The sequence below is a fragment of the Megasphaera sp. SC8-1 genome (assembly GCF_024436295.1).
GTDB lineage: Bacteria > Bacillota > Negativicutes > Veillonellales > Megasphaeraceae > Megasphaera > Megasphaera elsdenii.
The window spans coordinates 23,287-43,397 of sequence record NZ_JANFQH010000014.1 but is presented as its reverse complement, the minus strand read 5'-3'; the positions used below and the strand labels follow the sequence as shown (position 1 = coordinate 43,397).

General features: G+C 49.5%; 36 protein-coding genes. All 36 read right to left on the bottom strand.

The window, feature by feature from the left end; genetic code table 11:
* Window positions 1-46: 46 nt before the first annotated feature.
* The 36 genes from rplQ to NOS26_RS05350 all read right to left on the bottom strand — a co-directional run bounded on the left by rplQ (window position 47) and on the right by NOS26_RS05350 (window position 19,939).
* Window positions 47-385: a 50S ribosomal protein L17 gene (rplQ, locus tag NOS26_RS05525; protein ID WP_014015763.1), complete on the bottom strand. Its 339-nt coding sequence runs from the start codon at window positions 383-385 to the stop codon at window positions 47-49.
* 17 nt (window positions 386-402) lie between these two features.
* Window positions 403-1,383 carry a DNA-directed RNA polymerase subunit alpha gene (locus tag NOS26_RS05520; protein ID WP_014015762.1) on the bottom strand — a complete coding sequence of 327 codons (981 nt, stop codon included), beginning with the start codon at window positions 1,381-1,383 and terminating at the stop codon, window positions 403-405.
* Between the two features lie 52 nt (window positions 1,384-1,435).
* The gene (gene rpsK / locus NOS26_RS05515) at window positions 1,436-1,825 is read right to left on the bottom strand and encodes a 30S ribosomal protein S11 (protein ID WP_014015761.1); all 390 of its coding nucleotides are present in this window, start codon (window positions 1,823-1,825) and stop codon (window positions 1,436-1,438) included.
* A gap of 28 nt (window positions 1,826-1,853) precedes the next feature.
* Window positions 1,854-2,222 (bottom strand): 30S ribosomal protein S13, encoded by a 369-nt coding sequence (gene rpsM, locus NOS26_RS05510; protein WP_014015760.1) that lies wholly within the window; start codon window positions 2,220-2,222, stop codon window positions 1,854-1,856.
* A 22-nt stretch (window positions 2,223-2,244) separates the two neighbouring features.
* A complete protein-coding gene (gene rpmJ / locus NOS26_RS05505; RefSeq protein WP_007391661.1) occupies window positions 2,245-2,358 on the bottom strand; it encodes a 50S ribosomal protein L36 in 114 nt (37 codons plus the stop codon).
* Between the two features lie 23 nt (window positions 2,359-2,381).
* Window positions 2,382-2,600: a translation initiation factor IF-1 gene (gene infA / locus NOS26_RS05500; RefSeq protein ID WP_014015759.1), complete on the bottom strand. Its 219-nt coding sequence runs from the start codon at window positions 2,598-2,600 to the stop codon at window positions 2,382-2,384.
* A gap of 14 nt (window positions 2,601-2,614) precedes the next feature.
* The gene (locus NOS26_RS05495; protein WP_014015758.1) at window positions 2,615-2,884 is read right to left on the bottom strand and encodes a KOW domain-containing RNA-binding protein; all 270 of its coding nucleotides are present in this window, start codon (window positions 2,882-2,884) and stop codon (window positions 2,615-2,617) included.
* A 2-nt stretch (window positions 2,885-2,886) separates the two neighbouring features.
* Window positions 2,887-3,639 (bottom strand): type I methionyl aminopeptidase, encoded by a 753-nt coding sequence (gene map, locus NOS26_RS05490; protein WP_014015757.1) that lies wholly within the window; start codon window positions 3,637-3,639, stop codon window positions 2,887-2,889.
* A 2-nt stretch (window positions 3,640-3,641) separates the two neighbouring features.
* The gene (locus tag NOS26_RS05485; protein WP_014015756.1) at window positions 3,642-4,292 is read right to left on the bottom strand and encodes an adenylate kinase; all 651 of its coding nucleotides are present in this window, start codon (window positions 4,290-4,292) and stop codon (window positions 3,642-3,644) included.
* Between the two features lie 16 nt (window positions 4,293-4,308).
* The gene (secY, locus tag NOS26_RS05480) at window positions 4,309-5,571 is read right to left on the bottom strand and encodes a preprotein translocase subunit SecY (protein ID WP_014015755.1); all 1,263 of its coding nucleotides are present in this window, start codon (window positions 5,569-5,571) and stop codon (window positions 4,309-4,311) included.
* Window positions 5,572-5,583: 12 nt separating this feature from the next.
* On the bottom strand, window positions 5,584-6,048 hold the full coding sequence (rplO, locus tag NOS26_RS05475; RefSeq protein WP_014015754.1) for a 50S ribosomal protein L15: 465 nt from the start codon (window positions 6,046-6,048) through the stop codon (window positions 5,584-5,586).
* Between the two features lie 21 nt (window positions 6,049-6,069).
* Window positions 6,070-6,249 carry a 50S ribosomal protein L30 gene (rpmD, locus tag NOS26_RS05470; protein ID WP_014015753.1) on the bottom strand — a complete coding sequence of 60 codons (180 nt, stop codon included), beginning with the start codon at window positions 6,247-6,249 and terminating at the stop codon, window positions 6,070-6,072.
* 18 nt (window positions 6,250-6,267) lie between these two features.
* Window positions 6,268-6,768, bottom strand: coding sequence for a 30S ribosomal protein S5 (rpsE, locus tag NOS26_RS05465; RefSeq protein ID WP_014015752.1), 501 nt, complete (start codon window positions 6,766-6,768; stop codon window positions 6,268-6,270).
* A gap of 18 nt (window positions 6,769-6,786) precedes the next feature.
* Window positions 6,787-7,149 carry a 50S ribosomal protein L18 gene (gene rplR / locus NOS26_RS05460; protein WP_014015751.1) on the bottom strand — a complete coding sequence of 121 codons (363 nt, stop codon included), beginning with the start codon at window positions 7,147-7,149 and terminating at the stop codon, window positions 6,787-6,789.
* Window positions 7,150-7,179: 30 nt separating this feature from the next.
* Window positions 7,180-7,722 carry a 50S ribosomal protein L6 gene (rplF, locus tag NOS26_RS05455; RefSeq protein WP_014015750.1) on the bottom strand — a complete coding sequence of 181 codons (543 nt, stop codon included), beginning with the start codon at window positions 7,720-7,722 and terminating at the stop codon, window positions 7,180-7,182.
* Between the two features lie 20 nt (window positions 7,723-7,742).
* The gene (gene rpsH / locus NOS26_RS05450) at window positions 7,743-8,135 is read right to left on the bottom strand and encodes a 30S ribosomal protein S8 (RefSeq protein WP_014015749.1); all 393 of its coding nucleotides are present in this window, start codon (window positions 8,133-8,135) and stop codon (window positions 7,743-7,745) included.
* A 31-nt stretch (window positions 8,136-8,166) separates the two neighbouring features.
* Window positions 8,167-8,436, bottom strand: coding sequence for a 30S ribosomal protein S14 (gene rpsN, locus NOS26_RS05445; protein WP_014015748.1), 270 nt, complete (start codon window positions 8,434-8,436; stop codon window positions 8,167-8,169).
* Window positions 8,437-8,454: 18 nt separating this feature from the next.
* The gene (gene rplE, locus NOS26_RS05440) at window positions 8,455-8,994 is read right to left on the bottom strand and encodes a 50S ribosomal protein L5 (protein ID WP_014015747.1); all 540 of its coding nucleotides are present in this window, start codon (window positions 8,992-8,994) and stop codon (window positions 8,455-8,457) included.
* A 21-nt stretch (window positions 8,995-9,015) separates the two neighbouring features.
* Complete coding sequence (gene rplX, locus NOS26_RS05435; RefSeq protein ID WP_173364624.1) at window positions 9,016-9,324, bottom strand: 50S ribosomal protein L24; 309 nt, start codon at window positions 9,322-9,324, stop codon at window positions 9,016-9,018.
* 25 nt (window positions 9,325-9,349) lie between these two features.
* Complete coding sequence (gene rplN, locus NOS26_RS05430) at window positions 9,350-9,718, bottom strand: 50S ribosomal protein L14 (protein ID WP_014015745.1); 369 nt, start codon at window positions 9,716-9,718, stop codon at window positions 9,350-9,352.
* 25 nt (window positions 9,719-9,743) lie between these two features.
* A complete protein-coding gene (gene rpsQ, locus NOS26_RS05425) occupies window positions 9,744-9,998 on the bottom strand; it encodes a 30S ribosomal protein S17 (RefSeq protein ID WP_014015744.1) in 255 nt (84 codons plus the stop codon).
* A 43-nt stretch (window positions 9,999-10,041) separates the two neighbouring features.
* Window positions 10,042-10,242: a 50S ribosomal protein L29 gene (gene rpmC / locus NOS26_RS05420; RefSeq protein ID WP_014015743.1), complete on the bottom strand. Its 201-nt coding sequence runs from the start codon at window positions 10,240-10,242 to the stop codon at window positions 10,042-10,044.
* 1 nt (window position 10,243) lies between these two features.
* Window positions 10,244-10,669 carry a 50S ribosomal protein L16 gene (gene rplP, locus NOS26_RS05415; RefSeq protein WP_014015742.1) on the bottom strand — a complete coding sequence of 142 codons (426 nt, stop codon included), beginning with the start codon at window positions 10,667-10,669 and terminating at the stop codon, window positions 10,244-10,246.
* Window positions 10,669-11,337, bottom strand: coding sequence for a 30S ribosomal protein S3 (gene rpsC / locus NOS26_RS05410; protein WP_014015741.1), 669 nt, complete (start codon window positions 11,335-11,337; stop codon window positions 10,669-10,671). Before rpsC ends, rplP begins: the two co-directional genes overlap by 1 nt.
* Before the next feature lie 13 nt (window positions 11,338-11,350).
* The gene (gene rplV, locus NOS26_RS05405) at window positions 11,351-11,686 is read right to left on the bottom strand and encodes a 50S ribosomal protein L22 (RefSeq protein ID WP_014015740.1); all 336 of its coding nucleotides are present in this window, start codon (window positions 11,684-11,686) and stop codon (window positions 11,351-11,353) included.
* 13 nt (window positions 11,687-11,699) lie between these two features.
* Window positions 11,700-11,975, bottom strand: a complete 276-nt coding sequence (gene rpsS, locus NOS26_RS05400) for a 30S ribosomal protein S19 (RefSeq protein WP_014015739.1) — start codon at window positions 11,973-11,975, stop codon at window positions 11,700-11,702.
* 24 nt (window positions 11,976-11,999) lie between these two features.
* Window positions 12,000-12,827 carry a 50S ribosomal protein L2 gene (gene rplB / locus NOS26_RS05395; protein ID WP_014015738.1) on the bottom strand — a complete coding sequence of 276 codons (828 nt, stop codon included), beginning with the start codon at window positions 12,825-12,827 and terminating at the stop codon, window positions 12,000-12,002.
* Between the two features lie 30 nt (window positions 12,828-12,857).
* The gene (gene rplW, locus NOS26_RS05390) at window positions 12,858-13,142 is read right to left on the bottom strand and encodes a 50S ribosomal protein L23 (protein ID WP_014015737.1); all 285 of its coding nucleotides are present in this window, start codon (window positions 13,140-13,142) and stop codon (window positions 12,858-12,860) included.
* Complete coding sequence (gene rplD, locus NOS26_RS05385; RefSeq protein ID WP_014015736.1) at window positions 13,142-13,765, bottom strand: 50S ribosomal protein L4; 624 nt, start codon at window positions 13,763-13,765, stop codon at window positions 13,142-13,144. Before rplD ends, rplW begins: the two co-directional genes overlap by 1 nt.
* 30 nt (window positions 13,766-13,795) lie before the next feature.
* A complete protein-coding gene (gene rplC, locus NOS26_RS05380; RefSeq protein ID WP_014015735.1) occupies window positions 13,796-14,434 on the bottom strand; it encodes a 50S ribosomal protein L3 in 639 nt (212 codons plus the stop codon).
* A gap of 14 nt (window positions 14,435-14,448) precedes the next feature.
* Complete coding sequence (gene rpsJ, locus NOS26_RS05375) at window positions 14,449-14,760, bottom strand: 30S ribosomal protein S10 (RefSeq protein WP_014015734.1); 312 nt, start codon at window positions 14,758-14,760, stop codon at window positions 14,449-14,451.
* A 617-nt stretch (window positions 14,761-15,377) separates the two neighbouring features.
* Window positions 15,378-16,571: an elongation factor Tu gene (tuf, locus tag NOS26_RS05370; RefSeq protein WP_014015733.1), complete on the bottom strand. Its 1,194-nt coding sequence runs from the start codon at window positions 16,569-16,571 to the stop codon at window positions 15,378-15,380.
* 31 nt (window positions 16,572-16,602) lie between these two features.
* Window positions 16,603-18,675 (bottom strand): elongation factor G, encoded by a 2,073-nt coding sequence (fusA, locus tag NOS26_RS05365; protein WP_014015732.1) that lies wholly within the window; start codon window positions 18,673-18,675, stop codon window positions 16,603-16,605.
* Between the two features lie 39 nt (window positions 18,676-18,714).
* Window positions 18,715-19,185: a 30S ribosomal protein S7 gene (gene rpsG / locus NOS26_RS05360; protein ID WP_014015731.1), complete on the bottom strand. Its 471-nt coding sequence runs from the start codon at window positions 19,183-19,185 to the stop codon at window positions 18,715-18,717.
* 56 nt (window positions 19,186-19,241) lie between these two features.
* A complete protein-coding gene (gene rpsL, locus NOS26_RS05355; protein WP_014015730.1) occupies window positions 19,242-19,613 on the bottom strand; it encodes a 30S ribosomal protein S12 in 372 nt (123 codons plus the stop codon).
* Window positions 19,614-19,693: 80 nt separating this feature from the next.
* Window positions 19,694-19,939, bottom strand: a complete 246-nt coding sequence (locus NOS26_RS05350; protein ID WP_014015729.1) for a ribosomal L7Ae/L30e/S12e/Gadd45 family protein — start codon at window positions 19,937-19,939, stop codon at window positions 19,694-19,696.
* Between the last annotated feature and the right edge of the window lie 172 nt (window positions 19,940-20,111).

Genomic DNA, 20,111 nt, shown 5'->3' with positions numbered 1-20,111 from the left:
CAAAAGGGGCTGTCGCACATGCGACAGCCCCTTTTTTCTTACAAGCTTATACTAATTCGATGATTACCATCGGAGCAGCATCGCCCTGACGAACGCCAGTTTTGATGATGCGAGTATAACCGCCCTGACGATCTTTGTATTTCGGTGCAATTTCGTCAAACAGTTTTTTGACAACATCTTCATCCATCATGTATGCCAAGACCTGACGGCGAGCGTGGAGATCGCCGCGTTTTGCGAGGGTAAGCATTTTATCAGCGACTTTGCGAAGTTCTTTTGCCTTTGCTTCTGTCGTTTCAATGCGTTCATGCTGGAATAAAGAGGTGACAATGCTGCGCAGCAAAGCTTTACGTGCGGAGCTGTCTCGTCCCAACTTTCTATAAGCCATCGTTCATCCTCCTCGAACTATTCTTCGTTACTCGATTTTAAATCGTAACCTTCTTTTTGCAACTTTTCAATGATTTCATCGACAGACTTCTTGCCGAGGTTGCGAATCTTGGACAAGTCGTCTTCCGTCCGTTCTACGAGGTCGCCTAAGGTGTAGATATTTGCACGTTTCAGGCAATTCGAAGCGCGTACGGAGAGGTCGAGGACATCAATCTTGATGTCGTTGAGGTCCGGTTCTTCCGGTACTTCCGGTTCTTCGCCATCTTTGTTGGTAAATTCAGCCAATGTGTCGTTGACTTTGGCGTCGGTGGCGATGTCCTGGAAGTAGTTCAAATAGCTGATCATAATGGATGCAGCTTTGGCGACGGCGTTTTCAGCAGTGATGCTGCCATCCGTCGTCACTTCAAGCGTCAACGAATCGTAATCCATTTCGTTGCCGACCCGGATATTGCCTACTTCGTAGTTGGTGCGCACAATAGGCGAAAAGATGGAATCGATGGGGATGACCCCGATCATATCCGTTTCTTTCTTGTTCTTCGTAGAAGGAACATACCCTTTGCCGCGTTCAATGTGGCACTGCATGCGGATGTTGGCATCCGTATCCAATGTGGCAATATGAAGATCCGGGTTTAAAATTTCAATGTCTGAGTTTACGTTAAGATCGTTTGCAGTGAATTCACATTCACCAGAGATATCGACGGTGATATCGAGTGCGTCAATATCATCATCCAAGAATTTCATCCGCACCTGTTTGAGGTTGAGGATGATTTCCGAAACATCTTCCCGGACGCCGGGGATGGTCGAAAATTCATGGAGCACACCATCGATTTTAATCGAAGTGATTGCTACGCCATCCAGAGATGCCAGGAGGACACGCCGCAAACTATTACCCAATGTGATTCCGTAACCCCGATCGAGAGGTTCACATACGAATTTTCCATAGGTACCGTCTTCATTGATTTCGACGGTTTTAACTTTAAACTTGTTATCATCGATCATTAGGAAAATCCTCCTATTTCAGAATCAAAACACCTTGGTTAATTATCTACGATTATACGCGTCTCCGTTTCGGCGGACGGCAGCCGTTATGCGGAATAGGAGTTACGTCTTTGATGGAGTTGACTTCAAGACCTGCAGCCTGCAATGCGCGGATAGCAGCTTCACGGCCGGAGCCCGGGCCTTTTACGAAAACTTCTACCTGACGGAGGCCATGTTCCATAGCAGCTTTAGCAGCCTGTTCAGCAGCCATCTGTGCAGCGAACGGAGTGCTCTTACGGGAACCACGGAAACCGAGGCCGCCGGCACTTGCCCAGGACAATGCATTGCCTTTTGCGTCAGTGATCGTAACGATCGTGTTATTGAAAGTAGAACGGATATGTGCTGCGCCCGATTCTACATGTTTCTTTTCTTTTCTTTTGTTGCTTCTTACGTTCTTAGCCAAAATCGTTTCCCTCCTTACTTAAAGAATCTTATTTCTTCTTACCTGCTACAGCTTTTCTCGGGCCTTTACGGGTACGTGCGTTCGTCTTGGTGCGCTGACCGCGGACCGGAAGACCTGCACGATGACGTTTGCCGCGATACGAATTAACTTCGATCAGGCGTTTGATGTTGAGTGCTGTTTCACGGCGAAGGTCGCCTTCAACTTTATATTCAGAACCGATGACTTCACGAATCTTCTGTACTTCGTCTTCTGTCAGGTCGCGAACGCGGGTATCCGGGTTTACGCCAGTCTTAGCCAGAATTTTCTGGGAAGAAGAAAGACCAATACCTAAAATGTAAGTCAAACCAATTTCAACTCGTTTATCACGTGGTAAATCCACACCGGCTATACGTGCCATCTATTCATTCACCTCCTGTTTATTAACCCTGTTTCTGTTTATGTTTCGGATTTTCGCAAATGACCATGACGCGGCCTTTACGTTTGATAATTTTGCATTTTTCGCAAATCTTTTTTACTGACGGTTTTACCTTCATCGTTAACCTCCTGCGTAATACTCTTACTTAAAGCGGTACGTGATACGACCGCGATTCAGATCATACGGTGTCAATTCAAGTGTGACCCGGTCGCCCGGAAGGATACGAATGAAATTCATCCGCATTTTACCGGAGACATGAGCCAGCACGATGTGATCGTTTTCAAGCTTGACTTTGAACATGGCGTTTGGCAAAGCTTCAACGACGACGCCTTCTACTTCAATGACATCTACCTTCGACATAGTAACCTCCCTGGTCAATTCTTCACAGCCCGGTTCAAGACGGACCGTATCCATTCATTGCTGATTCTCGCGGGACCAGCGCTTCCAGTGGATACGCTCGTTCCCAATATCCGGAGATGCCGGCAATTCTTTTTCTTCGGCTTATCCAGGTTGTACTTTCTACCGTCAGCAATCCATACGTAGGGATAAGCCAGACTGCCGACAACAACATACAAGTGGCCTTTATCCCTGCCTGCCAGGCTTTCTACGACCGTGCAGACAGGTATCATCTGAGTCCGTTCCATACTTACTCTTCCGGTAACGTCAGAATTTCAGGACCGTTTTCCGTGATGGCTACTGTATGTTCGAAGTGGGCTGCCGGTTTGCCGTCACGCGTGACGACGGTCCAGCCGTTCTTCAGCTGGCGGACCTTTTCGGTGCCCATATTGATCATCGGTTCAATGGCCAGGACCATGCCCGGTTCCAGCAGTTCGCCGTGACCGGCCATGCCATAGTTCGGCACTTCCGGATCTTCATGCATATCCGTGCCGATGCCGTGGCCGACGTAGTCGCGGACGACGCCGTATCCGAAGGATTCGGCATAAGACTGGACTGCGTGGCCGATGTCGCCGAGGTGATTTCCGGCTACGGCCTGTTCGATGCCCTTATAAAGGCTTTCTTCGGTGACCTTCAAGAGCTTGAGGGTCGCCGGACGAACGTGGCCGACAGGAATCGTTACCGTCGAATCGCCATGGTAGCCATTCTTGTTTACTACTAAATCAATGCTGATTATATCGCCATCTTTGAGCTTGCGGTGGCCCGGGATGCCGTGGACGACTTCTTCATTTACGCTGGCGCAAATGGTTGCCGGGAACCCGTAGTAGCCTTTGCAGCTCGGAAAAGCGCCGCAGCTGCGGATGTATTCTTCACAGCGCTGGTCGAGTTCGCCTGTCGTAATGCCAGGCTGAGCCAGTTTCTTCATGAGTTGAAGTGCGTTAGCAGTAATGCGGCCAGCTTCGCGAATATACTCAATTTCCCGTTTCGATTTTAAAATAATCATGCTTATTTACTCTTTTCAAGACTAGCGACGATGTCTTTGTAGACATCTTCCATGCTCTGTTTGCCATCGATTTCGATGTAGAGATTGGAATTCTTATAGTAGTCGATGAGCGGTTTCGTCTGTGCAGCGTAGACGCTCAAGCGTTTCTTGACGGTTTCGACTTTGTCGTCATCGCGCTGATACAATTCACCGCCGCATTTATCGCAGACGTTCTTCACCTTGGACGGTTTGAATGTGACATGGTATGTCGCACCACAGGAGCGGCAGATCTGACGGCCCGTCGTCCGTTTGATGAGTTCTTCATCGGGGACGGCGATGTTGATGACGCCATCGAGTTTGATGCCTAAATCCCGGAGGATAGCATCGAGGGATACAGCCTGGCTGGTCGTGCGCGGGAAACCGTCGAGGATGAAGCCTTTTTTGCAATCATCTTTGGCAAGGCGTTCTTTGACGATGCCAACGGTAACAGCGTCCGGTACGAGCTGGCCGTTATCCATGTACTTCTTGGCTTCGAGGCCGAGCGGGGTCTGTTCTTTTACAGCCGCCCGGAACATGTCGCCTGTCGAAATCTGGGGAATACCATATTTTTCAATCAATCGTTCAGCCTGGGTACCTTTACCAGCACCCGGAGGGCCCATTAAAAGAATATACACTCAAACTACCCCCTTATTATTTCATAAATCCTTGATATTGTCTATTCAAAACTAAGGATTCTGCCTGTTTCATCGTGTCGATGGCAACACCGACGACGATGAGGATGGCTGTACCGCCGAAGTAGACCCCTTCGATGCCCGTGATCCAGCCGATGAAGTTCGGCAGGATGGCAATGAAGGCCAGGAAGAAGGCACCGGCGAGGGTGATCCTCGTCATGATGCGATCGATATACATGGCCGTCGGCTGACCCGGTCGGATGCCAGGGATGAAGCCGCCGTATTTCTGCATATTTTCCGTAAGCTGCGGGATGTTCAGCGAAATAGCCGTGTAGAAATATGTGAAGAACATAATCAGGAGTGCGTACATGACGGTGTTGGTCACCGTGCCCCATGCAAAGAAGCTTGCGACCCACTGGATCGTGTCATTCTGTACGAACTGTGCGATGGTAATCGGGAACATCAGTACAGACGAAGCAAAGATGATGGGAATGACGCCAGCCTGGTTGACTTTCAGCGGAATGTGTGTCGAGTGACCGCCATACATCTTACGGCCGACGATACGTTTCGCATACTGTACCGTGACGCGGCGCTGACCCTGGGTGACTTCGATGACCACGACGATCATGAACAAGGCGATAACAGCAAAAAGCAAGGCCTGGAAGATGTTGATCGAACCAGCCTGGATATACTTGTAAATCGTCATGCACCCTTGAGGGAAACGCGCTACGATACCCGCGAAGATGATGAGAGAAATGCCGTTGCCGATCCCACCAGCTGTGATCTGGTCACCGAGCCACATGAGGAAACACGTGCCTGCCGTGAGGATCAGCGAGACCATGACGACCATGGCCCAGCTGTCGACGATGAGGGCATTGTTGACTTTCAGCGCATAGCTCATGGCGAAAGCCTGGATCAACGCCAGGACAACCGTACCGTACCGCGTGACCTTTTGGATCTTATCGCGGCCTTCCTGATTGTCCTTTGCCCATTGTTCAAAGGTCGGGACGACGGCTGTCAGCAGCTGCATGATGATCGACGCGTTGATGTACGGCGTGATGCTCATGGCCAGGACGGAGAACTTACTCAGTGCCCCGCCGGCGAACAAGTCCAGAAGACCGAACAAGTTGCCGCTGCTGAAGAGGTTTTCAATGACTGACGAATCAACGCCCGGTACGGGGATGTGAACGCCAAGTCTGAAAATGACGAACATGATGAGGGTGAAGACTGCCCGTTTCCGAAATTCCGGGACGTTCAGTACGTTTTGGATGTTTTCTAACACCGCAAATCACCCCTACTGTTCAGCTACCGGTTCTTCTCCCGGTACTACAACCTTGCCGCCAGCTGCTTCGATTTTAGCCTTAGCGGATTTCGTGAAGCCGTTAGCTACGACAGTGAGTTTCTTTTCGAGTTCACCGTTGCCGAGGATGCGGACGCCATCGCGGACATTCTTGAGGATGCCAGCTTCAACGAGAGCGACGGGATCGACAGTCGTGCCATCTTCAAAGCGGTTGAGTACAGAAACGTTAACTTCTGCATATTCTTTAGCCCAAATGTTTTTGAAGCCGCGTTTCGGGAGCAAACGATACAACGGCATCTGGCCGCCTTCGAAGCCCGGGCGCTTGCCGCCACCGCTACGGGAGAGCTGACCTTTCATACCTTTGCCAGCCGTTTTGCCATTGCCGGAGCCGATGCCGCGGCCGACGCGGTTGCGTTTTTTCTTGGAACCAGGAACAATACTCATTTCATGAAGTTTCAATTCAGCGCACCTCCTTCTATATTAGATTTCTTCTACTTTTACTAAGTGTTCTACTTTGTGAAGCATCCCTTTGATCTGCGGGGTAACTTCTTTTACTACGCTGGAGTTCGTCTTGTGGAGACCGAGGGCAACGATGGTTGCGCGCTGGTCACCAGGACGGCCTGCCAAACTCTTTACGAGAGTAACTTTAACCTGAGCCATCTTGTCATATCCTCCTTATTAACCGTAAATTTCTTCTACAGTTTTGCCACGGAGTTCAGCAACTTTGTTGACATCCTTCAAGCGGCTCAAGCCTTCGAGGGTTGCCTGAACCATGTTGTTCGGGTTGGAAGAACCGATCGATTTGGTGAGGATGTTGCGGACGCCTGCCAGTTCCAATACGGCACGGACCGGACCGCCAGCGATGACGCCAGTACCTTCAGCAGCCGGTTTCAGGAATACTTTGCCTGCACCGAAGATACCTGTGATCGTGTGGGGGATGGAGCCGTTCTTGAGAGGAACGGAAATCATATGTTTCTTAGCGTCTTCAACGCCTTTACGGATTGCTTCAGGAACTTCGCCAGCTTTACCTAAACCTGCGCCGACATTGCCGTTGCCGTCACCGACAACAACGAGGGCACTGAAGGAAAAACGGCGGCCGCCTTTAACTACCTTAGCAACGCGGTTGATGAATACTACATTTTCCTGTAATTCGAGACCTGCATGGTCAACTTTTGCCATGTGTTATTTCCTCCTTGATTAGAATTTCAAGCCAGCTTCACGAGCTGCTTCAGCGAGAGCTGCAACACGGCCGTGATAAATGTAACCGCCACGGTCGAAGACAACCGTCGTGATACCTTTTTCGATAGCCCGTTTTGCAACTAAAGCACCGACTAATTTTGCGCCTTCGGCGTTGCCGCCGCTGACGTTCTGACCTTTGATTTCTTTGTCCAAAGAGCTTGCGGAAACCAAAGTTACGCCGTTCTGGTCATCGATGACCTGAGCGTAGATATTGTTAAGGCTGCGGAAAACGTTGAGACGCGGACGTTCTGCCGTGCCGTTGATGTTCTTGCGTAAACGCCAATGCCGTTTCAAACGGATTGTGTTTTTACTCTTCTTCAAGGAATTCACTCCTTTCTAATTAAAGGTTAATTATTTCTTCGTACCAGCTTTACCGGCTTTACGACGGACATGTTCGCCAACATAACGGATACCTTTGCCCTTGTACGGTTCAGGCAGGCGGTAGCCGCGGACTTTAGCAGCAAATTCGCCGACAACTTCGTTATCAGCACCGGAAATGGTGATCTGCGTAGCGCTCGGGCATTCGATGGTGACACCAGCCGGAGCATCGAGTTCGAGGGGATGGGAGAAGCCAAGAGTCAAGGCAAGTTTCTTACCTTTCATCTGTGCTCTGTAACCAACGCCAACGATTTCCAGTTCTTTTTTGAAGCCTTCCGAAACACCTTTTACCATGTTGGCAATAAGGGCACGGGTGAGGCCGTGCAGTGCACGGTGATTTTTATCGTCAGACGGACGTTCTACAGTGATGACGTTGTCAGCCACTGTGATTTTCATATCCTGGTGGAGCGTACGTGTGAGTTCGCCTTTCGGGCCTTTAACGGTAATTACGTGGCCATCGAGGTTTACATTTACGCCTGCCGGGATATCAATAGGCATTCTACCTACTCGGGACATATTGACACCTCCAAAACGATTTACCAGACGTAAGCGATAACTTCGCCGCCCAAGCCGAGTTTACGAGCTTTTTTGTCGCTCATGACGCCCTGGGACGTGGAAATTACTGCGATCCCCAAACCACCGAGAACGCGCGGGAGTTCTTCTTTGCCAGCGTATACGCGCAGGCCCGGTTTGGAAATTCTCTTGATGCCGGTAATTACTTTTTCTTTATTAGAACCATATTTCAACGTAACTTTCAGCGTTTTGCCTTCGTTTACGGATTCGTAGTTTTTGACGAAACCTTCTTCTTTGAGGATGTCGAGCACTGCAGCTTTCATCTTCGAAGCAGGGATTTCTACTTTTTCGTGATATGCCGAGTTAGCATTACGGATTCTTGTGAGCATATCCGCAATCGGATCGGTCATTGCCATAATCTAAAAACCTCCCTCCATGGAATACGTGTTACCAGCTGGCTTTTTTAACGCCAGGGATCTGACCTTTGTAAGCCAGTTCACGGAATGTGATGCGGCAGATGCCGAATTTACGCATATAACCGTGAGGACGGCCGGTTACTTTGCAACGGTTGTGCAGACGGACCGGAGATGCGTTAGCCGGCAGCTGAGAAAGTGCTTCATAGTCGCCTTTTGCTTTGAGTTCAGCGCGGAGCTTAGCGTATTTGGCAACCATTTTTTCACGTTTCTTTTCACGTTCGAGCATCGATTTCTTTGCCATGTATGTTATCCTCCTCTATTACTTTTCAAAAGGCATGCCCATCATTTTCAGCATGTCACGGCCTTCTTCGTCGGTCGTAGCTGTGGTAACGATGGTGATGTCCATGCCGCGAGCTTTATCAACCTTATCGTATTCGATTTCCGGGAAGATAAGCTGTTCTTTCAGGCCGAGGGTATAGTTGCCGCGGCCGTCGAAACCGGTGGCACTGACGCCGTGGAAGTCACGGACGCGGGGCAGTGTCAAGTTCATCAGTTTGTCGAGGAATTCATACATCCGTTCGCCGCGCAGGGTAACTTTGCAGCCGAGGTTCATGCCTTCACGGATTTTGAAAGCTGCGATGGATTTCTTAGCTTTCGTGATGATCGGTTTCTGACCGGAAATGATGGTCATATCATTGACAGCAGCGTCCAAGGCTTTGGAGTTGGTAACAGCTTCGCCAACGGCCATGTTGATAACAACTTTGGTAACCTTCGGAATCTGCATTACGTTTTTATAATTGTATTTTTCCTGCAAGCCTTTTACGACTTCGGAAAGGTATTTGTCTTTTAATCTGGACACTCTCAAGGGCCTCCCTTCTTATTAGATAGCTTTACCGCTCTTTACGGCTGTACGGACTTTGGTGCCATCGGCCTGCTGGACCATTTTGACACGGGTCGGTTTGCCGCTTTCAGGATCTACGAGCATTACGTTGGAAACGTGGATTGCTGCTTCCTTAGTGATAATGCCGCCTTGAGGATTGTTCTGACTCGGTTTCGTGTGGCGCTTAACCAGGTTAAGGCCTTCAACTACGACACGGTCTTTTTTCGGATACGTTGCGATGACCTTGCCTTTTTTGCCTTTTTCTTTACCAGCGATGACGATGACCGTATCGCCTGTTTTAACGTGCATTTTACCCATTGAGAACACCTCCTCCTTATAATACTTCCGGAGCCAGGGAGATGATCTTCATGAAATCTTTTTCACGCAGTTCTCTGGCAACGGGCCCAAAAATACGAGTACCTTTCGGGCTTTTATCATTATTGATTACGACAGCTGCGTTTTCGTCGAAGCGGATGTAAGAACCGTCTGCACGGCGCAAACCTTTCTTGGAACGAACGATAACAGCTTTGACTACGTCGCCTTTCTTGACAACGCCACCGGGTGATGCATCTTTAACAGATGCGGTAATGATATCACCAATGTTGCCATATTTACGATACGAGCCACCCATGACCTGGATGCACAAGATTTTCTTGGCGCCAGTGTTATCGGCAACATTCAACACAGTTTCTTGCTGAATCATGGCTTAACCTCCTAATTAATGAAGCTTATTTAGCTTTTTCTACGATTGTCACTACTCTCCAGTGTTTCTGTTTGGACAGCGGACGAGTTTCTTCGATGCGGACTACGTCGCCAACATGGCATTCGTTGTTTTCATCGTGGGCTTTGAATTTTACCGTCGAGATAATCGGTTTTTTGTACAGCTTGTGCTGTGTCTTATATTCTACAGCAACGACAACGGTTTTGTCCATTTTATCGCTGACAACTTTACCTACGCGGATTTTCCGTTCATTTCTTTCCATCTGTGCTTGTGACCTCCTTTTAGATTCCAATTATGGACGCTTCTTACGCCTGCGCTTTCAGTTCTGCTTCACGCTGTACCGTTTTGATGCGAGCGATTGTCTTCTTGACTTCGCGGATACGCATTGGATTTTCTAATTGGCCGGTCGCATGTTGAAAACGGAGGTTAAACAATTCTTCTTTCAGGCTAACCACTTTTTCATCCATTTCGGCAGCGCTCAGCGCACGGATTTCTTTAACCTTCATTTTATTCACCACCTAATTCCTGACCTTTAACAACAAACTTCGTTTTAATCGGCAGCTTATGGCCAGCAAGACGCATTGCTTCACGAGCAACTTCTTCGCTTACGCCGCCCATTTCAAAGAGTACGCGGCCCGGTTTAGCAACGGCAACCCAGTATTCAGGAGCGCCTTTACCGGAACCCATACGAGTACCAGCCGGTTTAGCCGTGATCGGTTTATCCGGGAAGATTTTGATCCAAACTTTACCACCACGTTTGATATAACGGGTCATAGCAATACGGGCAGCTTCGATCTGGCGGTTCGTGATCCACGACGGTTCGAGAGCGACGAGGCCGAAATCACCATGAGCTACTTTATTACCGCGATGTGCCTGGCCTTTCATGCGGCCACGGAACTGTTTACGATATTTAACACGTTTTGGAATTAACATTATGCTTCACTCCCTTCGCGTTTCTTCGGAGCTTTCTTAGCTTCCGGGAGGATTTCACCTTTGTAGATCCAGCATTTGACGCCGATGCAGCCATAGGTCGTATGAGCTTCTGCAAAGCCATAGTCGATGTCAGCACGGAGCGTATGCAGGGGGATGGAACCGTCGCGAAGGCTTTCGCTGCGAGCGATTTCAGCACCGCCGAGACGGCCGGAGCACATGATCTTGATACCTTTAGCGCCCATACGCATGGTACGGCCAACGCACTGTTTCATAGCGCGGCGGAAGCCGATACGGCGTTCGAGCTGGCCGGCAACGTTTTCAGCAACGAGAGTTGCATCCATTTCGGCCTGTTTGATTTCTGCGATGTTTACGTCGACAGTCTTAGTGGTGAAGGCTTTCAACGCTTTTTTAATATCTTCAATACCTGCACCGCCACGGCCGATGACCATGCCCGGTTTTGCGGTATGGATAATCAATTTGATACGTTTTGCAGAGCGTTCGATTTCGATACGGGAAACACCTGCGATGTATAACTGTTTCTTTAAGAATTCACGGATCTTAACGTCTTCGTTCAAAAGTGCAGCGTAATCTTTTTCTGCATACCATTTTGCGTCCCAAGGTTTGGAAACGCCGACGCGGAATCCATGGGCATTAACTTTCTGACCCACTCCATTTCCCTCCTTATGCTTTTTCGTCAACAACAACCGTCAGATGACTGGAATGTTTGAGAATTTTGAAGGCCTGTCCACGGCTGCGCGGATGAATACGTTTCATCGTGGAATCCTGGTCAACAAAGATTTCAGAAATGAACAATTTTGCAACGTCCATATCATTGTTATGTTCCGCATTAGCAACGGCACTGCGCAAAGTTTTTTCAACTACACGGGAACCCACTTTCGGAGTGAATTTCAAGATAGCGAAAGCTTCGCCGACGTTTTTGCCCCGAACCAAGTCAGCAACAATCCGAATTTTACGGGGAGCAATGCGAATGTGTTTCGTAACAGCTTTTACTGCCATTTAAGTTACCCCCTTATTTAGTTACTTTTTCGGCTTTAGCATGACCCTTGAATGTACGAGTCGGTGCAAATTCGCCTAATTTATGACCTACCATATCTTCCGTGATATAGACAGGTACATGTTTACGGCCGTCGTGTACAGCGATGGTGTGGCCGACGAAGCTCGGCAGGATCATCGATGCACGGGACCAGGTTTTGATTACTTTCTTTTCGTTGGCTTCGTTCATAGCGTCGATTTTCTTCAAGAGATGGTGTGCTACGAATGGGCCCTTTTTAATGGATCTGGACACTTAGTTATCTCCTTTCCTCAACACTTATTTACGTCTCTTCACAATGAATTTATTGGAAGCTTTCTTAGCGTCGCGAGTCTTAACGCCATAAGCAGGTTTACCCCAAGGAGTAACCGGACGTTTACGACCAACAGGAGCTTTACCTTCGCCGCCGCCATGCGGATGATCGCACGGGTTCATGACGACACCACGGTTGCCCGGACGGATGCCTTTCCAGCGGGAACGGCCGGCTTTACCGATGGTGATGTTTTCATAGTCCGTGTTGCTGACTACGCCGATCGTAGCGCGGCAGCGTACGTGTACCTGACGAAGTTCGCCCGACGGAAGGCGGAGCAGTGCATAGTTGCCTTCTTTAGCCATGAGCTGAGCCGATTCACCAGCGGAGCGGACCATCTGGCCGCCTTTGCCGATTTTCAGTTCGACGTTGTGTACGAGCGTACCGAGGGGGATGTTCTGGAGCGGCAATGCGTTGCCGATCTTGATATCCGATTCAGGACCGCTGTAGAGAACGTCGCCGACTTTCAGGCCGTTCGGAGCGATGATGTATTTCTTTTCGCCATCTGCGTAGAACAGAAGAGCGATGTTAGCAGAGCGGTTCGGATCGTATTCGATCGTCGCAACTTTTGCCGGGATGTTATCTTTAATACGTTTGAAGTCGATCAAACGGTAACGGCGTTTGTGACCACCGCCCTGATGGCGGACAGTCATACGGCCGCTGTTATTACGACCGCCCTTATTGGTTACTTTAGCCAATAAGGATTTTTCCGGTTTAGACGCCGTGATTTCTTCGAATGTCGAAACAGTCATGAAACGGCGGCTAGCGGAGTACGGTTTAAATGATTTAATGGCCATTGTAGTGCCTCCTCCTTATTCGTTAATTCCTTAAGCTCCTTCGAAGAATTCGATGGTTTCGCCTTCCTGAAGGGTTACGATGGCTTTCTTGTAATCCGGGCGCTTGCCGATGTACTTGCCCATGCGCTTGAATTTGCCCATCGTGCGAAGTGTTGCTACGCTTTTAACTTTGACGCCGAAGACGGCTTCAACAGCTTTACGGATTTCAACTTTATTAGCACGGAGCGGTACTTTGAATGTGTATTTGCCATCAGACATCATCATCGTTGTTTTTTCAGTGATGACCGGTTTCAGCAAGAGATCATGCATGTTCATTATGCGAGCACCTCCTCAATCTTAGCTACAGCGCTCTTCGTAACGAACAATTTCGTGTAGTGGAGCAGGTCAAAGATGTTGACGCCAGTAGTGGAAATGGCTTTAACGCCTTTGATGTTGCGTGCGCAGCGTTCTACGACTTCATCGTTGTCGGTGATGAAAAGGACTTTTTCACCAGCGAATTTGAAGTTGTTGATGAGTGCGACGACTTCTTTCGTCTTCGGAGCTGCGAGATTGATTTCGTCGAGGACGAACAATTCGTTTGTATTGACTTTATCGCTCAAAGCGGATTTAACGGCGAGGCGACGAGCTTTACGCGGCATTTTCTGTGCGTAAGAGCGCGGATGGGGACCCCAGATGGTGCCGCCACCAACCCACAACGGGCTGCGGCTGCTGCCTACACGGGCCCGGCCGGTTCCTTTTTGTTTCCAAGGCTTTCTGCCACCACCGCGAACGAGGCCGCGAGTTTTGGTGGAATGTGTGCCCAAGCGCTGGTTGGCGAGCTGACGGAGAACGGCCTGACGCATAACGGCTTCGTTCACTTCAACGCCAAATACGCTATCGTTCAATTCGATTTCACCGGTCTGTGCGCCGGTAATATTATACGTGCTTACTTTTGGCATTATATTTTATCCTCCTTCCTTAGACAACTATTAGCGGGGTTTTACAGTATCGCGAATCATGACGAGGCTGCCTTTGGCGCCCGGGATACCACCTTTAACCAGGATCAGGTTCTTGTCCATGTCGACTTTGACGATGGAGAGATGAAGAACGGTTGCCTGATTGCCACCCATTTGTCCAGGAAGTTTTTTACCTTTGACGACTTTACCGCCGCCACCACTGGTCATAGGTCCGAGAGAACCGGGTTCACGATGAGATTTGGAGCCGTGACCCATCGGTCCGCGGTGGAAACCGTGACGTTTGATGGTACCTGCAAAACCTTTACCCTTGCTGGTGCCAATTACGTCGACGAGATCGCCGCTTGCGAAAATATCAGCTGCCAGAGTTTGGCCTACCGTATATTCCGGCGTATCTGTCAAACGGAATTCGCGAAGATACTTAACAGGAGCAACGCCTGCTTTGTCGAATTGACCCTTAACGGGTTTTGTCAGATGTTTTTCTTTGATTTCACCATAGCCGAGCTGAATGGAGTTGTATCCGTCCGTATCAACGGTCTTGACACGTACAACTACGTTCGGGGAAGCTTCGACGACGGTTACAGGGACGACTGCGCCTTCTTCAGTAAAGACCTGAGTCATACCTAATTTTTTACCCAAAATAGCTTTAGACATAATCGCACCTCCTCCTATAATTTGATTTCGATGTCTACGCCTGCCGGCAGATCGAGTCTTGTCAAGGCATCAACGGTCTTGTTGGATGCTTCGAGAATGTCGATCAAGCGTTTGTGCGTACGGAGTTCGAACTGTTCACGAGAGTCTTTGTTGACATGGGGAGAACGAAGAATCGTGAAGATGTTCTTTTCTGTCGGAAGCGGAATCGGTCCGGATACCATAGCACCGGTACGTTTCGCCGTGTCGACGATTTTCGCCGCGCTCTGATCAAGCGTTTTGTGATCGTAAGCTTTGAGGCGAATACGAATTCTTTCCTGTTTTGCCATTACTTAATTCCTCCTAACGTCTATTTCCTTGAATAGACTGCTCCATAAGAGTTTCCCCGCAAGGCGGGCAACATCTTATATCATAGTTTAGCGCGTTTCAGGGCGTATTTCCCTGTTGTCGCGTACTTACTTAGTTTACTACAAAAAACCGCATGATGCAAGGATTTTTCAAGGTTTTTGAGAAATAATCGAACAGATTTCACATGGGACCCATGTCGTTACATCATGATAAAGTGAAGCAGCTTGCAGCTGCTTCACATGGCGCCCGCAGTTCGCAGGCCGCAGGCTGTGATTCGTGCGTAGGGGCCGTCCCAGAGGGCGGCCCGGCTCTCCTGTTAGGAGAGCTGTCAGCGCAGCTGACTGAGAGGTCAACCTCTCCGGCCCTTCGGGCCACCTCTCCTATGAGGCGAGGCTTTGGTGCTCCACGTCACTGTAACCGTGATTCCCTCAGAATCAAGCGGGTCGCCCTTTGGGCGACCCCTACGAAATCGCAGCCAGGCGATAAATCTTTCACGGTCTGTGACCTTGTGCATAAAGGCACGCAAAAAAGAGGCCGTCGCATATGCGACAGCCTCTTTTTCAACTTTGAAGTTGATAGTCAACCATCAAACAATATTTTAGCCTTCGATTTCGGAAACGACGCCAGCGCCTACCGTACGGCCGCCTTCGCGGATAGCGAAGCGGAGGCCTGCTTCGATAGCGATCGGAGTGATGAGTTCAACATCCATTTTGACGTTATCGCCAGGCATGCACATTTCAGTGCCTTCCGGGAGCTGGATGACGCCAGTTACGTCAGTCGTACGGAAGTAGAACTGCGGACGATAGCCGTTGAAGAACGGGGTGTGACGGCCGCCTTCGTCTTTCGTCAAGACGTAAACCTGAGCTTTGAATTTCGTGTGCGGATGAATGGTACCCGGTTTAGCGAGAACCTGGCCACGTTCGATTTCTTTACGGTCTACACCACGGAGAAGAGCACCGATGTTGTCGCCTGCTTCAGCGCGGTCGAGGATCTTACGGAACATTTCAACGCCCGTAACAACCGTATCTTTCGGTTCGTCAGCGAGGCCGACGATTTCAACTGCGTCGCCAACTTTGAGTTCGCCACGTTCAACACGGCCTGTAGCAACAGTACCGCGGCCTGTGATGGTGAAGACGTCTTCGACAGGCATGAGGAACGGCTGGTCAGTCGGGCGCTGCGGAGTCGGGATGTATTCGTCAACAGCATCCATCAATTTGAGGATGGACGGTTTGCCGATTTCGCTTTCGTCGCCTTCGAGGGCTTTGAGAGCGGAGCCAACTACGATAGGAACTTCGTCGCCGGGGAAATCGTAGGAGCTGAGGAGATCACGAACTTCCATTTCAACGAGTTCGATGAGTTCCGGATCGTCAACCTGGTCAGCTTTGTTGAGGTATACGACGATAGCCGGTACACCAACCTGGCGGGCCAAGAGGATGTGTTCACGAGTCTGGGGCATCGGGCCGTCAGCAGCGGAAACGACGAGGATAGCGCCGTCCATCTGAGCAGCACCGGTGATCATGTTCTTGACATAGTCAGCATGGCCCGGGCAGTCAACGTGTGCATAATGACGTTTGTCTGTTTCATATTCAACGTGTGCCGTGTTGATTGTAATACCACGTTCACGTTCTTCCGGAGCCTTGTCGATATCAGCATAGTCTTCGAATTTAGCGTAGCCTTTTTCAGCCAAAACTTTGGTGATGGCAGCTGTCAAAGTAGTTTTGCCGTGGTCGACGTGACCGATCGTGCCAATGTTAACATGCGGTTTGGTTCTTTCGTAATGTTCTTTAGCCATTTGCTGTTCCTCCAGTGTAAATTAAATTATATTAGCCTTTTTCGCTGATGACTTTTTCGGCTACGTTCTTCGGAACTTCTTCGTAGTGGTCGAATGTCATCGTATAAACGCCACGGCCCTGCGTACGGGAACGCAAATCCGTTGCATAGCCAAACATTTCTGCCAGCGGTACGAATGCGTTGATATGTTCTGCACCGGAGCGCATTTCCATACCTTCGACACGACCACGGCGGGAGTTGAGGTCGCCGATGACGTCGCCCATGTATTCTTCAGGAACGACAACTTCGACTTTCGTGTACGGTTCGAGGAGAACCGGGTCTGCCTTGCGGGCACCTTCTTTGAAGCCCATAGAGCCAGCGATCTTGAAGGCCATTTCCGAGGAGTCGACTTCATGGTAAGAACCGTCGTATACGACGACTTTGATATCGACCATCGGGAAACCTGCCAAAACGCCTGTTTCCATTGCTTCTTTGACACCAGCTTCAACGGAGCCGATGTATTCCTTAGGAATAGCGCCGCCAACGACTTTGTTTTCAAATTCGTAGCCTTTGCCCTGTTCCTGCGGAATGAGTTCGAGCCAGCAGTCACCATACTGACCACGGCCGCCGGACTGACGCTTGAAGAAACCACGAGACTTGACATCTTTGCGGATGGTTTCGCGGTAAGCAACCTGCGGTTTGCCGACGTTGCAGTCTACTTTAAATTCGCGGGACATGCGGTCGACGATGATATCCAAATGGAGTTCGCCCATGCCGGAGATGATGGTCTGGCCGGTTTCAGCATCGGTCTTGACTTTGAACGTCGGGTCTTCTTCAGCCAGACGAGCCAGGGCGATGCCCATTTTTTCCTGGTCAGCTTTGGTCTTCGGTTCAACGGCTACGGAAATAACCGGATCCGGGAATTCCATCTTTTCGAGGATAATCGGGTGTTTTTCATCGCACAGCGTATCGCCTGTGGTCGTATCTTTCAGACCGACGATGCCGCCGATGTCGCCCGTGTAAGCTTCCTGTACTTCTTCGCGGTGGTTAGCGTGCATCCGGAGGATACGGCCAACACGTTCTTTTTTACCTTTTGTCGAGTTGTAGACATAGGTACCGGCCTGTAACGTGCCGGAGTAAACGCGGAAGAATGCCAGTTTGCCGACAAAGGGGTCAGCCATGATCTTAAATGCCAATGCGGAAAGCGGTGCATTGTCATCAGCTTCACGAGTTTCTTCTTCGTCTGTGTCGGGGTTAGTGCCTTTGACCGGAGGAATATCCAACGGGCTCGGCATGTAATCGACGACAGCGTCGAGGAGCATCTGGATCCCTTTGTTCTTGTAAGCAGAACCGCAGAGGACCGGGAACAATTTGTTCGTGCAGACGCCTTTACGGATGGCTGCTTTCAATTCGTCGATGGTGATTTCTTCACCTTCGAGGTATTTCATCATGAGGTCTTCATCGGTATCGCAAACAGCTTCAACCATGATGTCATGATATTTTTTAGCTTCTTCTAATTCGTCTTCCGGGATGTCGACAACTTCGATTTCTTTACCGAGAGCATCGTCATAGACTTCTGCTTTCATGGTAATGAGGTCGATGATGCCGCGGAAGGTTGCTTCAGCACCGATTGGGAGCTGAATAGCAACGGCATTTGCCTGAAGACGATCTTTCATCATGTCGACAACGTTCAGGAAGTCAGCACCGGTCGTATCCATCTTGTTGACGAATGCGATACGGGGAACATGGTAATGTTCAGCCTGACGCCATACCGTTTCCGACTGCGGTTCTACGCCGCCCTTTGCGGAGAAAACAGCAACAGAGCCGTCGAGTACGCGCAGCGAGCGTTCAACTTCAACGGTGAAGTCAACGTGCCCCGGAGTATCGATGATGTTGATGCGGTATCCTTTCCAGTGAGCCGTCGTAGCAGCCGATGTAATCGTGATACCACGTTCCTGTTCCTGAGCCATCCAGTCCATGGTAGCAGCGCCATCATGAACTTCGCCGATCTTGTGGACGCGGCCGGTGTAGAACAGGATACGTTCTGTTGTCGTGGTTTTACCAGCATCGATGTGAGCCATGATGCCAATATTTCTCGTTTTTTCCAAAGAAAATTCTCTTGGCACGGTTTTTTCCACTCCTCAAAAAATAATAAATATCGTAAATTACCAACGATAATGAGCGAAAGCTTTGTTAGCTTCAGCCATTTTATGAGTATCTTCCTTTTTCTTGATAGCAGCGCCTGTATTGTTGAAGGCGTCCATCAATTCGCCAGCGAGCTTTTCTTTCATCGTGCGTTCGCCGCGTTTACGGGCATAGCCGACAGTCCAGCGGATACCGAGGGACAGGCGACGGTCTGCACGTACTTCGACAGGAACCTGGTAGTTAGCACCACCGACGCGGCGGGCACGGACTTCCAGGACAGGCATAACGTTGTTGAGAGCCTGTTCGAATACTTCCAAAGGATCTTTATTCATTTTAGAACGGATGATGTCGAAAGCATCATAAACGATGGTTTCAGCGACACCTTTTTTGCCGTCCAACATAACTTTGTTGATGAAGCGCGTTACCAATTTGGAATGGTACACCGGATCCGGCAGCACATCACGCTTCGGCACGGGGCCTTTTCTTGGCATGTCTAATTCCTCCTCTATGCTATGTAAGTCATCTTGTTCATCTTAAATGGCAAATCTTATTTGCCTTTCTTAGCGCCGTATTTAGAACGGGACTGCTGACGATCTGCTACGCCAGCTGTATCCAAGGCACCGCGGACGATGTGATAACGTACACCAGGAAGGTCTTTGACACGACCGCCTCTGATTAATACAACACTGTGTTCCTGTAAATTGTGACCAATGCCGGGAATATAAGCAGTTACTTCGATGGAGTTCGTCAAGCGAACACGGGCAACTTTACGCAGAGCCGAGTTAGGTTTTTTCGGGGTAGCTGTGTATACACGAGTGCAGACACCGCGTTTCTGCGGGCAGTTTTTCAAAGCCGGTGCTGTCGATTTAGTTACGGCAACCTGACGTCCTTTACGAACCAATTGGCTGATTGTTGGCATTTGGGCACCTCCTCTCCAAACAATTAGATTTATAATGTAATCATCAACGAGCAGAGCTCATGAGATGATGTTACCGAAAATTATTTTAACAAGCCTACGGCTGCAGCTTTTACCTTGATGTGGCAGGCCATGCCCAATTCGGTCATGGTGTAAGCGCGGTCGACGGGGATGTGAGCGCCTTCGGCTTCTGCTATGAGCGGCGCTACGACCTGTGCATCGCAATCATTGGCGATGTACAGCTGTGTGACTTCGTTTCGTTTCATTGCTTTCAGGGTTTGCTTCGCGCCCACGGTCTTGCGGACACTGGCAGCTAGTTCCAAGCTCACGAAACCTCACTCCTTACGTCTTGCAATTTAGACGCAATGCATTCATTGCGACACTTAGATATTTTATCATCACGAATATGATATGTCAATGAGTTTTTGGGTAAAAACTGCGTAATCAGTACATCTTTTATTACACGGTACCTAGTGGCTCGTGGTTCGTGGTTCGTGGTTC

Coding starts and splice junctions, on each gene's coding strand:
- rplQ (WP_014015763.1), bottom strand. CDS start 385: ATGGCTTATAGAAAGTTGGGACGAGACAGCTCCGCACGTAAAGCTTTG.
- NOS26_RS05520 (WP_014015762.1), bottom strand. CDS start 1,383: ATGATCGATGATAACAAGTTTAAAGTTAAAACCGTCGAAATCAATGAA.
- rpsM (WP_014015760.1), bottom strand. CDS start 2,222: ATGGCACGTATAGCCGGTGTGGATTTACCACGTGATAAACGAGTTGAA.
- rpmJ (WP_007391661.1), bottom strand. CDS start 2,358: ATGAAGGTAAAACCGTCAGTAAAAAAGATTTGCGAAAAATGCAAAATT.
- infA (WP_014015759.1), bottom strand. CDS start 2,600: ATGTCGAAGGTAGATGTCATTGAAGTAGAAGGCGTCGTCGTTGAAGCT.
- NOS26_RS05495 (WP_014015758.1), bottom strand. CDS start 2,884: ATGGAACGGACTCAGATGATACCTGTCTGCACGGTCGTAGAAAGCCTG.
- map (WP_014015757.1), bottom strand. CDS start 3,639: ATGATTATTTTAAAATCGAAACGGGAAATTGAGTATATTCGCGAAGCT.
- rpmD (WP_014015753.1), bottom strand. CDS start 6,249: ATGGCTCAGGTTAAAGTTACTCTCGTAAAGAGTTTGGCAGGCCGTCCT.
- rpsE (WP_014015752.1), bottom strand. CDS start 6,768: ATGGCAAAAGTTGACCATGCAGGTCTCGAATTACAGGAAAATGTAGTA.
- rplF (WP_014015750.1), bottom strand. CDS start 7,722: ATGTCCCGAGTAGGTAGAATGCCTATTGATATCCCGGCAGGCGTAAAT.
- rpsH (WP_014015749.1), bottom strand. CDS start 8,135: ATGGCAATGACCGATCCGATTGCGGATATGCTCACAAGAATCCGTAAT.
- rpsN (WP_014015748.1), bottom strand. CDS start 8,436: ATGGCAAAGAAATCGATGCTCGAACGTGAAAAGAAACGTGAAAAAATG.
- rplX (WP_173364624.1), bottom strand. CDS start 9,324: ATGCACGTTAAAACAGGCGATACGGTCATCGTCATCGCTGGTAAAGAA.
- rplN (WP_014015745.1), bottom strand. CDS start 9,718: ATGATTCAGCAAGAAACTGTGTTGAATGTTGCCGATAACACTGGCGCC.
- rpsQ (WP_014015744.1), bottom strand. CDS start 9,998: ATGGAAAGAAATGAACGGAAAATCCGCGTAGGTAAAGTTGTCAGCGAT.
- rpmC (WP_014015743.1), bottom strand. CDS start 10,242: ATGAAGGTTAAAGAAATCCGTGCGCTGAGCGCTGCCGAAATGGATGAA.
- rplP (WP_014015742.1), bottom strand. CDS start 10,669: ATGTTAATTCCAAAACGTGTTAAATATCGTAAACAGTTCCGTGGCCGC.
- rplV (WP_014015740.1), bottom strand. CDS start 11,686: ATGGCAGTAAAAGCTGTTACGAAACACATTCGCATTGCTCCCCGTAAA.
- rplB (WP_014015738.1), bottom strand. CDS start 12,827: ATGGCCATTAAATCATTTAAACCGTACTCCGCTAGCCGCCGTTTCATG.
- rplW (WP_014015737.1), bottom strand. CDS start 13,142: ATGAACATGCATGATCTCTTGCTGAAACCGGTCATCACTGAAAAAACA.
- rplD (WP_014015736.1), bottom strand. CDS start 13,765: ATGCCAAAAGTAAGCACGTATAATATTACCGGCGCACAGACCGGTGAA.
- rplC (WP_014015735.1), bottom strand. CDS start 14,434: ATGTCTAAAGCTATTTTGGGTAAAAAATTAGGTATGACTCAGGTCTTT.
- rpsJ (WP_014015734.1), bottom strand. CDS start 14,760: ATGGCAAAACAGGAAAGAATTCGTATTCGCCTCAAAGCTTACGATCAC.
- tuf (WP_014015733.1), bottom strand. CDS start 16,571: ATGGCTAAAGAACATTACGAAAGAACCAAACCGCATGTTAACATTGGC.
- rpsG (WP_014015731.1), bottom strand. CDS start 19,185: ATGCCAAGAAAAGGCCCCGTGCCGAAGCGTGATGTGCTGCCGGATCCG.
- rpsL (WP_014015730.1), bottom strand. CDS start 19,613: ATGCCAACAATCAGCCAATTGGTTCGTAAAGGACGTCAGGTTGCCGTA.